The sequence below is a fragment of the Streptococcus sp. Marseille-Q7156 genome (assembly GCF_965119495.1).
Genome location: NZ_CBCPLU010000001.1, coordinates 902,394 through 916,957, shown reverse-complemented (window position 1 = coordinate 916,957; position 14,564 = coordinate 902,394). Strand labels below are relative to the sequence as shown.

General features: G+C 38.0%; 14 protein-coding genes and 4 pseudogenes. 11 read left to right on the top strand and 7 right to left on the bottom strand.

Annotated features, from left to right (window positions below; genetic code table 11):
• The first annotated feature begins 12 nt into the window (after window positions 1-12).
• A complete protein-coding gene (locus ACWPV5_RS04440) occupies window positions 13-219 on the top strand; it encodes a transposase domain-containing protein (protein WP_454382528.1) in 207 nt (68 codons plus the stop codon).
• A pseudogene (gene tnpC / locus ACWPV5_RS04435) lies at window positions 173-1,526 on the top strand (IS66 family transposase). The gene ACWPV5_RS04440 and the pseudogene tnpC overlap by 47 nt, the downstream one beginning before the upstream one ends.
• A 1,387-nt stretch (window positions 1,527-2,913) precedes the next feature.
• On the opposite strand, the pseudogene ACWPV5_RS04430 reads toward tnpC, so the two are convergent.
• Window positions 2,914-3,542 (bottom strand): annotated as a pseudogene (locus tag ACWPV5_RS04430) (IS256 family transposase); the annotation flags it as partial.
• Window positions 3,543-3,727: 185 nt separating this feature from the next.
• A pseudogene (locus ACWPV5_RS04425) lies at window positions 3,728-4,249 on the bottom strand (transposase); the annotation flags it as partial.
• A 320-nt stretch (window positions 4,250-4,569) separates the two neighbouring features.
• Between ACWPV5_RS04425 and ACWPV5_RS04420 the strand changes: the two are divergent.
• The 9 genes and pseudogenes from ACWPV5_RS04420 to ACWPV5_RS04380 all read left to right on the top strand — a co-directional run.
• Window positions 4,570-4,791 carry a helix-turn-helix domain-containing protein gene (locus tag ACWPV5_RS04420; protein ID WP_454382526.1) on the top strand — a complete coding sequence of 74 codons (222 nt, stop codon included), beginning with the start codon at window positions 4,570-4,572 and terminating at the stop codon, window positions 4,789-4,791.
• Between the two features lie 272 nt (window positions 4,792-5,063).
• A complete protein-coding gene (locus tag ACWPV5_RS04415; RefSeq protein ID WP_454382524.1) occupies window positions 5,064-5,204 on the top strand; it encodes a hypothetical protein in 141 nt (46 codons plus the stop codon).
• 98 nt (window positions 5,205-5,302) lie between these two features.
• Window positions 5,303-6,877 carry a recombinase family protein gene (locus ACWPV5_RS04410; protein WP_454382522.1) on the top strand — a complete coding sequence of 525 codons (1,575 nt, stop codon included), beginning with the start codon at window positions 5,303-5,305 and terminating at the stop codon, window positions 6,875-6,877.
• Entirely contained in the window at window positions 6,877-8,484 is a 1,608-nt protein-coding gene (locus ACWPV5_RS04405) for a recombinase family protein (protein WP_454382520.1), read from the top strand. The genes ACWPV5_RS04410 and ACWPV5_RS04405 overlap by 1 nt, the downstream gene beginning before the upstream one ends.
• A gap of 53 nt (window positions 8,485-8,537) precedes the next feature.
• Entirely contained in the window at window positions 8,538-9,035 is a 498-nt protein-coding gene (locus ACWPV5_RS04400) for a recombinase family protein (protein WP_454382518.1), read from the top strand.
• A 15-nt stretch (window positions 9,036-9,050) separates the two neighbouring features.
• Entirely contained in the window at window positions 9,051-9,191 is a 141-nt protein-coding gene (locus ACWPV5_RS04395) for a hypothetical protein (RefSeq protein WP_454382516.1), read from the top strand.
• Window positions 9,188-9,928: a recombinase family protein gene (locus ACWPV5_RS04390; RefSeq protein WP_454382514.1), complete on the top strand. Its 741-nt coding sequence runs from the start codon at window positions 9,188-9,190 to the stop codon at window positions 9,926-9,928. Before ACWPV5_RS04395 ends, ACWPV5_RS04390 begins: the two co-directional genes overlap by 4 nt.
• Before the next feature lie 128 nt (window positions 9,929-10,056).
• Complete coding sequence (locus tag ACWPV5_RS04385) at window positions 10,057-11,001, top strand: IS30 family transposase (protein ID WP_454382512.1); 945 nt, start codon at window positions 10,057-10,059, stop codon at window positions 10,999-11,001.
• An 84-nt stretch (window positions 11,002-11,085) separates the two neighbouring features.
• Window positions 11,086-11,427, top strand: a pseudogene (locus ACWPV5_RS04380) (NUDIX domain-containing protein); the annotation flags it as partial.
• Here the strand turns inward: ACWPV5_RS04380 and ACWPV5_RS04375 are convergent.
• The 5 genes from ACWPV5_RS04375 to coaB all read right to left on the bottom strand — a co-directional run bounded on the left by ACWPV5_RS04375 (window position 11,424) and on the right by coaB (window position 14,455).
• The gene (locus ACWPV5_RS04375) at window positions 11,424-11,939 is read right to left on the bottom strand and encodes a 3H domain-containing protein (protein ID WP_454382510.1); all 516 of its coding nucleotides are present in this window, start codon (window positions 11,937-11,939) and stop codon (window positions 11,424-11,426) included. The pseudogene ACWPV5_RS04380 and the gene ACWPV5_RS04375 overlap by 4 nt on opposite strands.
• Window positions 11,940-11,951: 12 nt before the next feature.
• A complete protein-coding gene (locus tag ACWPV5_RS04370) occupies window positions 11,952-12,479 on the bottom strand; it encodes an ECF transporter S component (RefSeq protein ID WP_001097393.1) in 528 nt (175 codons plus the stop codon).
• Between the two features lie 176 nt (window positions 12,480-12,655).
• On the bottom strand, window positions 12,656-13,219 hold the full coding sequence (locus tag ACWPV5_RS04365; protein WP_454382508.1) for an ECF transporter S component: 564 nt from the start codon (window positions 13,217-13,219) through the stop codon (window positions 12,656-12,658).
• Window positions 13,203-13,754 (bottom strand): phosphopantothenoylcysteine decarboxylase, encoded by a 552-nt coding sequence (gene coaC, locus ACWPV5_RS04360; protein WP_454382506.1) that lies wholly within the window; start codon window positions 13,752-13,754, stop codon window positions 13,203-13,205. The genes ACWPV5_RS04365 and coaC overlap by 17 nt, the downstream gene beginning before the upstream one ends.
• Window positions 13,755-13,765: 11 nt before the next feature.
• Window positions 13,766-14,455 (bottom strand): phosphopantothenate--cysteine ligase, encoded by a 690-nt coding sequence (coaB, locus tag ACWPV5_RS04355; RefSeq protein ID WP_454382504.1) that lies wholly within the window; start codon window positions 14,453-14,455, stop codon window positions 13,766-13,768.
• Window positions 14,456-14,564 lie beyond the last annotated feature (109 nt).

Sequence of the window (14,564 nt, the reverse complement as noted above, 5' to 3'; positions counted from 1 at the left end):
AGGAGGGAATTCATGGATTCACAAGATAAAGTGATTGAAAATCTCACAAAAACTATTGAAATAATGTTTAATGAGCTAACACTCCTTCGTGAACAGGTGGCTTATCTGACTCAGAAACTCTACGGAAAATCATCAGAAAAGATGATCTCCCAGCCTGGACAGCTGAGTTTGTTTGGTGAGGAATGCCTTCCTGAAGACGACGACGACTTACCCAGTTGAAACAGAGGTCATCACTTATAAGCGCAAGAAAGCCAAGGGAGTTCGTCAGGCTATTTTTAATCACTTTACTCCAGAGATAGTGCATCACGAATTGCAGGTCGAAGACTGTATTTGTCCAGACTGTCATGATCAGTTGAAGGATATTGGCTCGACTGTTCAACGACAAGAATTGATCTTTATTCCTGCGCAATTAAAGCGAGTTGACCATATCCAACATGCTTACAAGTGTCAGGCCTGTAGTCAGAAGAATCCCAGTGATAAGATAATCAAGGCCCCTGTTCCTAAGGCGCCTTTGCCACACAGCTTGGGCTCAGCCTCTATTATCGCTCATACGATTCATCAGAAGTTCAACCTCAAGGTGCCCAATTACCGTCAGGAAGAAGACTGGAACAAGCTTGGCCTGCCTATCAGTCGGAAGGAAATAGCCAACTGGCATATCAAATCCAGCCAGTATTATTTCGAACCGATTTGTAATCTGTTGCACGAGAAATTGTTGGAGCAGCCAATTCTCCATGCGGATGAAACCTCCTACAAGGTCTTAGAAAGCGATAGTCAATTGACCTACTACTGGCCTTTCTTGTCTGGAAAGCATGAGAAAAAGGGAATAACCCTCTATCATCATGACAAACGACGGAGTGGCTTAGTTGTGGAGGACTTTCTTGGGGATTATGCGGGTTATGTACATTGTGACATGTGGGGTGCCTATCGGCAGTTAAACAAGGCTCAACTAGTTGGTTGTTGGGCTCATGTCAGGAGGAAGTTTTTTGAAGCGACTCCTAAGAAGCCAGACAAGACTTCTTTAGGAGCTTAAGGGATTAGCCTATTGCGAGCGCCTATTTGCCTTGGAGAGGGACTGGGCGGACTTGTCTACTGAGGAACGGCTACATAAACGCCAGACAGAGTTGTCTTCCTTGATGGACGAGTTTTTTGATTGGTGTTGTAAGCAGGCTGTTTTGCCAGGGTCAAAACTAGGTACAGCTTTGGAGTATAGCCTCAAATACGAAAGCACCTTCCGAACAGTTCTCTCGGACGGTAACTTAGTCCTTTCCAACAATCAAGCTGAGAGGGCGATAAAGACCTTTGTCATAGGCAGAAAAAATTGGCTTTTTTCTCAGAGCTTTGAAGGCTCCAAGTCGACAGCTATTATTTTGAGCCTTTTGGAAATGGACAAGCTACATGGACTTGATTCAGAGAAATACATGACTTATCTTCTAGACAATCTACCTAACGAGGAGAGACTCGCAAAAAGGGAGGTTGTAGAGGCTTATTTACCATGGGCTGAAACTATTCAGGAAAAGTGCAAATAGAAAATGTTCCAGAGTCAAATCAACTTTGGAACGTTTTTCCAATATACCTTGTTATTGGGCGGTTACTGTATTTCTTCGAGTTTTCATCTTACTAAAACAAGAGTCTTTTTGCTTGATATCTTTGATAAGTTCATTAGTTACCTCTGATGGTTCGGCTAGTTAGTTTCATAGTAACTTCGATAGGTTTACGATATGTTCTCAAGGTCTAGAAGATTATTTTGAACCGATGATTAACTGTGTCAAAATGTCCATCAGACTTAGAGTACTCTTTAAAAAGATATTCAATCCCTCGTGGTGCTAGCTCATTTCAAATGATACAAAAAAGCCATATTGCAAGTGCCTAAACCATAAGGAGATAGTCCTCAAAAAATATCGCTAAATTTCATTATTTACAATGAAATAAGCGTCAATTATCAGAAATTTGGTCGCTGTTTTATAGTAATCATTGTTCATACCACTTAAAACATTGTTGCACCATTAAGTTATCCAAAGTTTCAAACCGATCTCTTTTAGTCTTACTGCTACCGAAAGCTGAATAAGCCATTAAATTTCAATGGCATTTTTACAAAATCTATCAAGTATTCACCTGTGAGAAATTACTGGAATAAGTTGCTTTAATCGACGGAGAAAACAGTTAATTTAGTTAGTGCAGAGTCTGGGACAGACCACCATGATGGCTCCGCCCTCACTCCCAAAGCGTGTAACTGTTGAAGATTACGTATAAAATAATATTTTGATTCCCTAGATTCTTTATCATAAATTCTCAAAATTGATAAATTAGAAATAAAAACGAACAAAATAGGATTCTGAGCCTCAGAAAAACTAGTCTTGTTCGTTTTTTACATTTGAGGTTAAACTTTTATCCCAGCCTCATACACCTCTCAAGCCGATCGCCTTTATGGACAGTTTGTCACTAGTACCTTGTCAACCTGTTCGTTATTACAAAGTCATTATTTTCAATGATTGGATTACTATTGGTTATAATGCTTTCAAGCAGATATGTTTTTATGATTTTTACGTTCATAATCTGATAACTTTATCAGGGTTATATTCTGAACTATATTGTTACACCTGCTGCTGTACATGATATCAAAGTAGCTGTAGACCTTTTAGTAGGTTGCTAGCAATCTCTTGATTTGGGTTATCTTAGTCATAGTATAAAACAGAAAGGCTGTACCATAGTGTCAGAATATGGCAGAATCTAAACAGCACAATAAATGGAAACTGACTACTGTGATACGGATAATAAAAATACGATTTCTATACTTTGTAATTTTTTGATATTGAGTATACATTGACTAGAGGACTATTGAGGTTACAACAATACATCTGGAACGATGATACTGTCAATAATTTTGTGTAAACACTCTAGTAGAGTTACGGAGTTTTAATCAAATAAGCTTTTAAGTGTGTCAGAACATTGGCCAAACCCTTTATGGATTCGTTGACTTTGCTTGAAATTATAATCTTCAAACAGGGTAACTAAATAACGTTCCAGAGTCTCCTCGTTAGGAAAAAGAACCTTCTTTTTCGTTTGACGTTTGATTTCTTTGTTGAGAGACTCAATGAGGTTTGTCGAATAAATGCTGTGCCAAATCTGGTAGGGAAACTGATGAAAAGTTAAAAGATTATCCGTATTCTCCAGACTTTACTATACTTTGGTTTCCATTCAGCGATAAAGTCCTCCAAAGCTTGGACTGCTATTTCTAAATTTCCAGCACGATAAATCGTTTTAAATTGCTCCAGAATAACTGCCCGATCAGATTGCTTCACCTTACTAGCCAAATTTCGACTAATATGAATTAAGCAACGTTGTTGTTTAGCTAATGGGTAAGCCTGACTGATCATCTGCTCAAGTCCCTTGAAGCCATCAGTCACTACAAGAGAAACCTGTTGGATGCCTTGGTTTCGAAGCTTGTCTAGCAGAGTCGACCAAGAAGTATTGTTTTCATTTGGGGCAATCTCATATCCAAGAACAGCTTTCTGTCCGTCTGGTGTGACTCCAAGTGAGATATGAAACAGAAAGGAAACTTTCTAAATTGTTCTTTCACCGCAGGCTCAGGCTTACGGTTTTTTTGATACCCAAAATGATACCCATAATTATTGACTATGTAATTATACGGTAAATTTTGGGAATCTAACTTGTTGATTTTTCAAGGTTTTGAAGGCTATTGCATAATAGTTCTATTTTATTGCAACATGCATTCTTTATTAACAGTTCCCCGTCTCAAGGGAAGGTAGGTTCCGTCAAGGAATAAAACAAAGTAATTGGCTTCTAAACTTCGCTCATGAAAAGCAGCGACGTTCTCCTGAGTTGCTTTCGAGATATTAGAAATTGTGGCAGGACTATAGTGCGCTTGATAATATCACTAATTTCTCGAGTTGTTACGCCGGTTTGATAGAGTTTGATAACCATCTCTTCCAAGTGGTCATCTCGACGCCCATAAGCAGGGATCAAAGATGGGGGTAAAGTTCCCATTACGATCTCTAGGAATGCTCAACTGAACAGTCTCATATTGGGTTTCAAATTTCCGTGAATACATTCCATTACGACTATTCCCAGAATTATAGCCTACTTTATCGTAAGGTTCATACCCTAAAAAGGCTGATAACTCTGCTTGAAGCAGGTCATTCATAGCTGTTTCAAGAGAAGAACGGAAAAATTCATCAATATCTTGCTTATGGGCTAGGAAGTTAAGCAATTCTGTGGCAAACTGTGTCATAGGAATAAATCTCTTTCTAGTAATGTTTCGTAACTCTACTATTGTAACGGATTTATCCCTTTTTGTGTTTACACAACTTGTTTTACACTACCGGAACGATTTAAAGTGTTAATAAATTACTGTAAAATGATACAACGGAAATACTGCTACATATAGCTCTGAATTATGTAAGTTACTGGCTAATGTTCATTAAAAAATCTTGCTCAAATATTTAAATATAGCTTATAGATGTTAGAAAATTACATATCTAACTGTTCAAATAGGACAATTTATATCGGATTATCTAATTATAACCTATACTATCTATAGGAGATGACTTGATGTATAGACGTTTAAAAGATTTGAGAGAAGATAACGATTTTACTCAGGAGCAAATAGCAGTTTTCTTAGATTATAGTCATTCAGCATATGCCAAAATCGAGAGAGGGGAACGCAGTCTAACAGCAGGGATTTTAGTTAAACTTTCATTCTTCTATGATGTTAGTACAGATTATATATTAGGACTTACAGATAACCCCTATCGTATAAAAAGATTAAAATAGTCTCTCCTTGTTTGTTCATTGACAACTGAATAGACCAAGGTGGGACTTTCTTACTTGTTGAGCAATTTAGCTTGATTCGCCATGATATGAGCGACAATAATCAGCTATAAAATAGAATGGTATTCTATTTGCCAAGACACAAATTAAGAACAATGATACTTCTGCACGTTCAGGCTGCCGTCGTAAAAGGACAGCGGGTGAGACGCCCATGATGAACTTAACCAGTTCTACCCACTGAGGTCATAATTTTGAAGTAAAGGAATTAACTATACATGGAAAAAACAAACACAGATGCGTCATTACCGAAAGTTGTGATTGAGGGCTATAAGGTTACGATTCAAGTGACGGATAAGCCACTAAGTCTAACAGATATACTAGATGATTTATTGGGACAAAAACTTGAAAAAATTTAAGTTTTTAGCGGACAAGTTCTAGTAAATTATGTAGAATAAAAGAGTAGAACCTCAATCCTTAATCAGTAAGCACCTAATAGTCGATTAAGGAGATGACAATGACAAAAGCATGTATTTATTTACGATTATCACGAGATGATGGGGATAATGTTGAAAGCAACTCTATTATCAATCAACGCTCACTTTTACGAGATTATGCTAGAAAGCATGACATCACAATCTTAGAAGAGTTTGTGGATGATGGCATTAGTGGACTAACCTTTAATCGTCCTGATTTTATCCGAATGATGACGATGGTTGATGAGAAAACGATTGATACTATTTTGGTTAAAGATCTATCTCGCTTTGGGCGAGACTATATTGAAACGGGGAAGTATATTCAGAGAATCTTTCCTGCTATGGGGGTTCGGTTTATCTCAGTTAACGATCATTATGATAGTTTGACAGCAGATACGAATGAAACCCACTTAGTGATGCCAATTAAAAGCCTTATTAATGATAGTTACTGTCGAGATATTTCTATGAAAGTCCGTAGTACTCAGAAAGCCAAGAGACAAAAGGGAGAATTTATTGGGGCATTTGCCCCGTACGGCTATCGAAAAGATGAAAACCAAAGAAATCATTTGGTTGTAGATGAAGCTGTTCGTCCCATTATTGAAAAGATTTTTTCCTTGAAGTTGAAAGGCTACTCGTCAAATGCAATAGCGAATTATCTAAATCACATTGGTGCTGAAACACCTGTACAATACAAGAAAGCGAATCAAGAAAATTTTAAAGGCTTTTATAGTTACATTCATAAGTGGGATACTAAGATGGTGAATCGTATTCTAACCAATCGTGTCTATATCGGAGATTTGGAACAAGGGAAACATATCAAGCTTAATTACAAGTCTCAACGCTTAGTTCAGGTGAATCCTGAAGATTGGATACGAGTGGCAGGTACTCATGAGAAGATTATCTCAGAAAGCACCTTTGAGATTGCCAATAACCTCTTGCTTCGAGATGTTAAGTATGGCAAGGATAAGCCAAATCTCTTTGCAGGCTTGTTGTTTTGTGGAGCTTGTGAGGCTCAAATGTTACAGAGGAAGAACCGTTATAAAGACAAGGCAAGCATTCAGTATATTTGTAGTAGTTATAATAAAGGACAAGGGTGTAGCCGTTATGCCATAAAATATGAAATACTCCTTGAGGTGGTATCAACCTTAGTTCGTCAACACCTTGATTGGAAGTCTCGCTTGATTGAACATAGTCCCAAGTATCTTGATAAAGAACAGTTCCTTGAGATTGACTTTACTAGTTTGATTGCGGAGCGTCAGAAATATGAACAATTGCTTCAATCTCTCTATATGGATTTGGATGATGGGTTGATCGATGAGGCAGAATATCAAGAGTTTCAACGAAGCTATTGCCAAAAGCTTAAAAGGATTGACGATACGATTGTTCAAAAGAAAAAAGTAGCGCAAGACCTCTATGGCAAACTCCAACATAAGCAGGCATGGTTAGAAGAATTAAGTGACTCACAAGAGGAAGAAGAACTAAGTCGCCTGACCCTAGTGATCTTGCTAGACCGAATTGAGATTCATGAGGAACAGGAGCTAACGCTGGTATTCCACGATATAAAAGAGTTAGAAATCCTCCAGCATCTTGCTCAAGTTAAAAGGGAGGTGGTCTAATGGCTCGTACGAAACAGCGTTATCGCTCAGAAGTGACAGAAGAAATTTCCATTCAGACTTATCGAACAGGGATTTATGTTCGTCTATCAAAAGAACGGACGGAAACCTGGCGGAACAAATCTCAATCCTTGGACACTCAAGAGAGTCTTGCTCGGACTTTTGCCAAAGAGCATGGCTTAAGCGTCGTCAAATGTTATGTGGATTATGAATACTCAGGAACCAATTTCAACCGTCCGGCCTTTCAAGAGATGATGGAGAACATCAAGAAGGGATCTATCAACTGTATCTTGATTCGAGATTTATCTCGTTTAGGACGAGATTACATTGAGATGGGACGTTTGATTGATAAAGTCTTCCCATTCCTAGGTGTTCGATTTATCTCTATTAATGATCAATTGGATACGCTCCATGGATTAGAAGAGAAGAAGTTTTTTGAAGTGGAAATTAAGAACTTAGTCAATGATTTATATTCAAAAGACATTTCAAAAAAGGTCACAGCTCACAACATCCATCAAGCCAGTCAGGGATATTACATCGGTGGTTTTGCTCCATACGGCTATCAGCTAGTAAAACATGAACAGGGGATAAAGCTTGCTATTGATCCACTTGTGAAACCTATTTTAGACTTGGTCTTTAAAATATTATTAGAGGGTAGCTCACTGTCTAAAGTGACGAATTACCTGAATCAACAACAGATTGCCATTCCGACTTCTTATAGGAGAACAGGACAATTATATCGAACTGAGGAGGATACGAAAATGTGGAGAGGCCCTAATCTTCTTCGGTTGGTTCAAAATCCAGTCTATCTAGGACATCTTGTGCAACGAAAAACCAACAAGAATCTATCTGCAGAAGAGTATGTCCGCTTTGAGTATGCACACGAATCCTACCTCACTCAAGATGAGTATGATAAGATGGTATCGTTGTTTCGAAATCGAAAGCATGTCTGGAAATCAGCCATCCCAAAAACTCCGAACCGTTATAAAGGACTCCTTTATGCTCGAGGTAGTTCAACTCAAATGTATCGCTATTGTAAGCACTTTTCAGGTAAGAAATCGGATTATGATTATTACTACTTTATGGATTATGTTTATGACACGGCTACATCCAACAAGCAAAGCGTTTATATTAGCGAACAAATGTTAGATAAGATGATGATACGGATACTTCAAGATGAAATGGTACGACTAGGGAATTTCGAAACCTTATTATCTAGTTTAGAAAAAAAGAAAGAACAGTGTATTGCCACTTATCAAAAACAAGCTACTCGACATCATCAGACAATTATGCATCTGCGAGTAGAGCTAGGTGATCTTTATGCGTCCTATAGCTTGTTTAGGGAGAGCCAGTCGGACTATCTAGCGCAAAAATCTGAAAAATATACAAAAATTGAAACACTATCAACAGAAATCACCAACTGTGATATATCGATACGACAAGTGGAAGTAGAGTATCAGAGGCAAGTGCTTTGGCTCAAGAATCTTTTCAAGGAGCAGCAACAAATAGTCTTAACCGAAGACCTATTAAGCGCTTTGATCGAACGTATTGAAGTAGATGTTGATAAGAATATCACAGTCACATTTTACTGTCAGATAGGTGGTGATTGATATGTCTAAAGTTGCTTTGTATATGCGCTTATCTGTTGATGATTATGATCGTGATGAGAGTAATTCCATTACCAATCAACGTTATTTACTGTATTCTTTTTTTAGATGCTTCATTTGAATTCCAGGCATTTCAGCGATTGGAGTTTGTGGACGATGGTTTTTCAGGAACAAACCTTAATCGACCTGCCTTTCAGCGTCTGATGGATAAGGTTAAATCTGGAGAGATTTGTGCAATTATTGTCAAAGACCCATCTCGCTTTATGCGTGATTATTTGGAATTGGGGAACTATCTGGAGAACGTATTCCCTTTTCTAGGTGTCCGATTCATTGCTTTAAATGATCAATATGATAGTTTGACATCTGAAAATAATGGTTTGGAGATTGATGTATCCTTTAGAAATCTGCTCAATAATTTTTATGCCAAAGACGTCTCTGAAAAAGTTAAAAGTGCCATGAATACCATGAAACGCTCAGGGGAAAATATGAGCTGGCTACCTCCGTTTGGTTATCTGAAGGATCCGGAGGAACGATTTATAATTATCATTGATTAAGAAATCGCTTCGATTGTGAGACGTATTTTTCAATTGTGTATTGAAGGACTGGGAACTCAGTGCATAGCTAGGTTGCTCAACGAAGAGAAGACGATTACTCCAGCTGAACGAAAGATGCAGGTTAGTCAAGCGAGGTATCAAAAGTCTATCATTTGACTACTGAACAGACAAGAAATGTATGGACAAAAACAAGTGTCCGACAGATTTTAAAAAATGAAGCCTATAAAGGGACCTATCTCTTTAATACGAGAACCTATATCAATGGCAAACATTACAAGAGACCTGAATCAGAATGGGAACGAATTGAGAACAATCACGAGGCAATTATACCAATAGAAATGTTTGAACAGGCTCAACAAGCTTTAAAATCAAGGATTACTGGCAAAGTCAAAAAGAAGCCAAATCATGAGTCAGTACAAAGACTGTTACGAGGATTAGTGTTTTGTGAGCATTGTGAACATCGTTTATTATTTCAGGGAAACCGTAACCAACGTCATTATTTTTACTGTTTACATTGTAAAAATCAGGGTGATGAAATGAAATATTATCGTTCGGATAAAATTGAACAAGAGATTATGAAGAGCTTAGCTCCTAGGTTAGAGACTATTCGTCCTAAACAATCAAAAGTTAATGTCCTTCGAGAGATTGAGTGTTTGAAAGCACAAAAATTATCCTGTTTTCAGGACTATAAGGAAAATAACCTGAGTCGGGATGCTTATATCAGTAAGAAGCAAGTTATTGATAAGGAAATCGTTGAGTTAGAAGAAAGTCTGCAAGCAGGAGAGAGCCTACAATTACCGATAGATAATAGTTTGACACAAGAATTGATAGAAAGGTATGTAGAAAAAATCGTGGTGGACTGCCTAGGCTTTTTCAAAGTGATTTATAAATAGTTAGGGAGGAGACTTGTTTAACAGGCCTCTTTCTTAGTAACCCAATTTGTAAAATTAAGCTAGACAAAAAAAGCCATCTATGTTAGGCTCAGATAAACACCACATTTGTCTGAAAGGAACTAACATAAATGACCTATACTCATCTTACCACAAACGAGCTTGTAATGATAGAGGCTTACTATCAAGAAAACATAACAGTTTCAGATATTGTGACTTCACTTGGCAGATCAAAACAGAACATCTACAATGTCATCAACTATCTGAAGGAGGCGCACTCTGCTTATGATTACTATAACCGATATAAAATCAATAAGAAACGCTGTGGCAGGAATAAAACAAGTCTTTCGCAAGCAGAAAAAAACTTTATTCAAACTCATTTAGATCTAAGATGGAACCTTGGTGTCATTAAGGGAGCTTATCCAGATAGAATTTCTTGTTCTATGAGAACTCTTTATCGACTAGCAGACCGTGGTATTCTAAAGAAAGAGGACCTCCCTTGGAAAGGCAAAAGAAAACCAAATGGTCATAGCGAAAAACGAGGAAAACAAGCCTTGCGCAGAGATTTACGTGAGAGAGCAGACAGTTATCCTAATTTTAAGACGGAATTCGGTCATCTAGAAGGGGATACCATTGTGGGAGAAAAACACAAAAGTGCAGTCATTACATTAGTAGAATGCCTCTCAAAAGCCATCATCACACTGAAAACCAATGGACTCAAAGCAAGTGATATTGAGGCCTCCATCAATCAATGGTTGTCTCAAGTTCCCAGTCATCTCTTTAAGTCGATAACTTTTGATTGTGGAAAAGAATTTTCTAACTGGAAGTCTATTTCGAATGCACATGACATTGATATTTTCTTTGCGGATCCAGGATGTCCTGGTCAACGAGGTCTCAATGAACATTCTAGTGGCTTATTAATACGAAATGGATTACCGAAACAAATGGATTTTACTACTATTTCTCAAAATTATTTATCAGCTATAGATGATAAAAGAAATAGAATTCCTAGGAAATCATTGAATTATCAATCACCCTACCAAGTTTTTCTGAGTTACTTGAAAAGTCTAACTTAATTTGACAACTTAAATAAGAAGAAATGTGCTATAATTAGGTAGAAATGAATTAGAGAAAATAGTGTCATTTGTTTGACATAAGAGGGCCATGTAGAAAATGGCGAGTCTTTCGCAGAGTCTGTCATTCGTGAAATATATGAAGAAACAGGGTTGACTATCCCAAATCCTCAACTTGTCGGTATTAAAAATTGGCCTCTGGATACAGGTGGGCGCTATATTGTCGTTTGTTATAAGAAAACTGAGTTCTCTGGTACCCTTCGCTCTTCAGATGAAGGAGAAGTTTCTTGGGTGCAAAAAGACCAGATTCCAAACTTGAATCTGTCCTATGATATGTTACCCTTGATGGAGATGATGGAAGCTCCGGACAAATCTGAATTTTTCTACCCTCGCCGTACAGAAGACGATTGGGAAAAGAAAATTTTCTAATCCTTTACTAAATAACCTAGCTGATCCAAGGCCTCTTCGATATAGTGGAGGTCTTGTTGTGTTTCGGCTTCGACTAGGTGGTAATGGACACCATCTGTCAATTCAGATAGGGGTCTAAAGTCAGAATGCTCGACTTGTTCTAGAAAATGTTGCACATCTCTGCGACAAGACAGTTTAAGCAAGGTTTCGATTTCTCCATAAACGGGATGGTCAATCAAGGTATTTTGAACACGTCCACCATTATCAACGATAGCAAGGAGTTCTTGACCGATTTCTTCAACTTCATGTTTCACTTTGAAAAGTTTGTGAACATAAGGATTGGTATCAATTTGCTTGTAGACGTAGCCACGATTAGTGGATAGGATAGGAGCGCCATCGGCTCTCAAAATTGCAATGTCCTGCACAATGACCTGACGTGTAACATGAAAATGTTCCGCCAAACTTTGGCCATTAAGGGCTTTAGGAGCTTCTTTTAAGAGTTGGAGCAGAGCATGTTTGCGATCTTTTGTCATAGCTTTTCCTTTTTAACGGCGTTTTCGAAGCACTTTATAGACAGCTAGTGCTAATGTATAGTCTACCATACTATGGATAATTGTGCCAAATCCAACTAGTACAAATAGAACATAAAACATATTTTCTACATTGGTACCGGAAGTTGCATAAAAAACGACACAAGCTAATACTTCAGCAAGGGCATGGACAAGCGCTAACACAAAGTTGAAAATCCAGGAAGCTTTTGGTTTATCTAGGGTATCGGGGAATTTTTGTAGGTAAAGAGCCCCCAAAGTCCCAAAAAAGATATGGGAAAAAGCTCGAAAAACGATAACCATGGGATAGCCAGCCATCAAAAATCCGAAACTAGAAGCTAGGATGACAAAAACAGCCATCAAGGGCGATAAGAACATGGCAATAAAAATAGCGATGTGGCTTCCTAAAGTATAGGAAGCAGGTGGAATGACGATTTTGAAAGGCATAACGATTGGAATCAAAATCGCAATAGCCGTTAAGAGGGCAGTCATTGTCATAAATTGTGTCTTTTTCCGTGTATTCATAAGAATCTCCTTTTCGTCTGTATATACACTAGTATGGTACAATAAACAAGATAATAAAGCAAGGATTTACTTAGGTTTATAGGTCGTTTTTTTGTTAAAAGTTAGTAAAAAGTTCACTAAAAAGAAACCACCTCGAACAAAATCTCCACCTTCAGGTTTGAAAGTGGAGAATGTTTTTATTTTTTCAAAGTCTGTAGCCTTGGAACAATGGCTAGGGTTAGAACTGCGGAAATGACTAATTCAGCAATCGAATTTGTTGAGATAACAGTTGCTAGGAGTTTTTGGATATTACCATCAAAAACATTTCCAAAAAGGTAGAAAATTCCACCAAGTACAAAGACTGTGTTGGTAAGTGAACCAAGGGCACCAGCTAAAATAAGACCAGTTTTATTTTTCATCAGTTTATAAACTAGATACGGAGTCAAACCAATCAAAATACGTGGGACGATAGCAATGATAGCTGAGTAGATGTTTCCGTTTGGTACAAATGGTGAGAAGAGGTAGCTTGTCGGTAGAATCGTAATTGTATTAACTGTCAAACTAAGTAGCCCCATCAAAAATCCAAGTGTAACTCCAACTCGTGGACCGTAAATAATGCTGGCAATAATGACAGGAATATGAACGATGGTCGGTTTGATTGGAAATGGAAAAAGGTTAAAGATAAGTGAGCTCAGAAAATGTATCACGAGCATGGCTGCAAAAAAGATAGCAATGGGTGCAATATTAGAGCGTTTTTTCATCGAGAGTTTCCTTTATTCTTTCTAAAATAATTGTGAGATCAGCTAAGGCTCCTCGTCCGTGGTCTCCACAAGCTAGTAGGGATTCCTTAGGAGCAATCAGCTGATAGCCGTAGGTTTCTAATGTTTTCAGATTAGCCTGAGTTGCTGGATGGTCATACATTTTTGTATTCATAGCTGGTGCGATGAGTTTGGGAATATGACTTGGCAAGGCTAGAGCCATACAAGTTACCATGTTGTCCGCAAAGCCGTGGGCTAGTTTTGCAATAGTGTTAGCTGTTGCAGGGGCCACGATAAATAAATCTGCTTTTTTTCCAAGTTCGATATGATTGACTTGATCAGGATAGGGTTCTTTCATGACATCCAAGTGGACGGAATTCTGTGAGAGTACCTGTAGTGTCAAAGGTTGGATAAACTCTGTAGCAGCCTGAGTCATTAAGATAGTGACTTGATGACCTTGTTTTTTTAGAGAACTGACTAAATCTGCCGACTTGTAAGAGGCGATTGATCCCGTTACAGCCAAGAGAATATGTGCCATAGCTTTCCTTTCTATGAATGATAGGCTTGAATTTTTTCAAGGAGGAGTTCTGCAATTTCTTCTTTAGTGTTAACAGATTGAAGCTGATTTTTTTCAACAAAGATAGCTCGGTGCTGTTTTGCTGAGATTTGAGTCAGATCATTCGCAATAATCAAGTCAGCTTGGTTATTGATAAGACTTTTTCTAGCAATGTCAACCAGATGGTCTTCGGTAACATCAACCAGCAGTTTGAAACCAATCAGATGAATAGCAGGATTCCATTCCTTGACTAGGGATATGATTTTGGGTGTCTTTTTTAGAAACAAAACCTGAACCTCATCAGTTGAAGAAATCTTAGCTTGATGATTTTGCCTGCTTAAAAATTCTTCTAGATTGGAGCTAGCCTGAACTTCCTCAAGCCCCGTCATATAAACGGGAGTGTAGTCAGAGACAGCCATTGAGTGAATCAAGACCTGATAGTCCTTAACACGTTCTTGCATTTCAAGAAGAAGGTCGTTTGTATTGTTAATTTCTCGAATGCTTAGGTTGGGATGGGCTTCTGGCTTCACAGCACGTTTTGTCGTCATTAAACAAATTTCATGCCCTGCAGAAAGCAAGGTTTCTGTGATGATTTTGCCCAAGCGACCAGTAGAATGGTTAGTGATAGAGCGGACGCTATCGATAGCTTCACTGGTGCCGCCCGATGTAACTAAAATTTTCATAGCACTATTGTACACAAAAATAAACGGTAAGTAAAATGAAAGCGATAAAATTTTGGTAAATTAATATATGGTCGATTTTGACAGTCACTCCTGTTTATAGGATAATAGA

Excerpts from the sequence above, each read along its gene's own strand:
- ACWPV5_RS04440 (WP_454382528.1), top strand. The coding sequence starts at position 13 with ATGGATTCACAAGATAAAGTGATTGAAAATCTCACAAAAACTATTGAA.
- ACWPV5_RS04420 (WP_454382526.1), top strand. The coding sequence starts at position 4,570 with ATGTATAGACGTTTAAAAGATTTGAGAGAAGATAACGATTTTACTCAG.
- ACWPV5_RS04415 (WP_454382524.1), top strand. The coding sequence starts at position 5,064 with ATGGAAAAAACAAACACAGATGCGTCATTACCGAAAGTTGTGATTGAG.
- ACWPV5_RS04410 (WP_454382522.1), top strand. The coding sequence starts at position 5,303 with ATGACAAAAGCATGTATTTATTTACGATTATCACGAGATGATGGGGAT.
- ACWPV5_RS04405 (WP_454382520.1), top strand. The coding sequence starts at position 6,877 with ATGGCTCGTACGAAACAGCGTTATCGCTCAGAAGTGACAGAAGAAATT.
- ACWPV5_RS04400 (WP_454382518.1), top strand. The coding sequence starts at position 8,538 with ATGAGAGTAATTCCATTACCAATCAACGTTATTTACTGTATTCTTTTT.
- ACWPV5_RS04385 (WP_454382512.1), top strand. The coding sequence starts at position 10,057 with ATGACCTATACTCATCTTACCACAAACGAGCTTGTAATGATAGAGGCT.
- ACWPV5_RS04375 (WP_454382510.1), bottom strand. The coding sequence starts at position 11,939 with ATGACAAAAGATCGCAAACATGCTCTGCTCCAACTCTTAAAAGAAGCT.
- ACWPV5_RS04370 (WP_001097393.1), bottom strand. The coding sequence starts at position 12,479 with ATGAATACACGGAAAAAGACACAATTTATGACAATGACTGCCCTCTTA.
- ACWPV5_RS04365 (WP_454382508.1), bottom strand. The coding sequence starts at position 13,219 with ATGAAAAAACGCTCTAATATTGCACCCATTGCTATCTTTTTTGCAGCC.
- coaC (WP_454382506.1), bottom strand. The coding sequence starts at position 13,754 with ATGGCACATATTCTCTTGGCTGTAACGGGATCAATCGCCTCTTACAAG.
- coaB (WP_454382504.1), bottom strand. The coding sequence starts at position 14,455 with ATGAAAATTTTAGTTACATCGGGCGGCACCAGTGAAGCTATCGATAGC.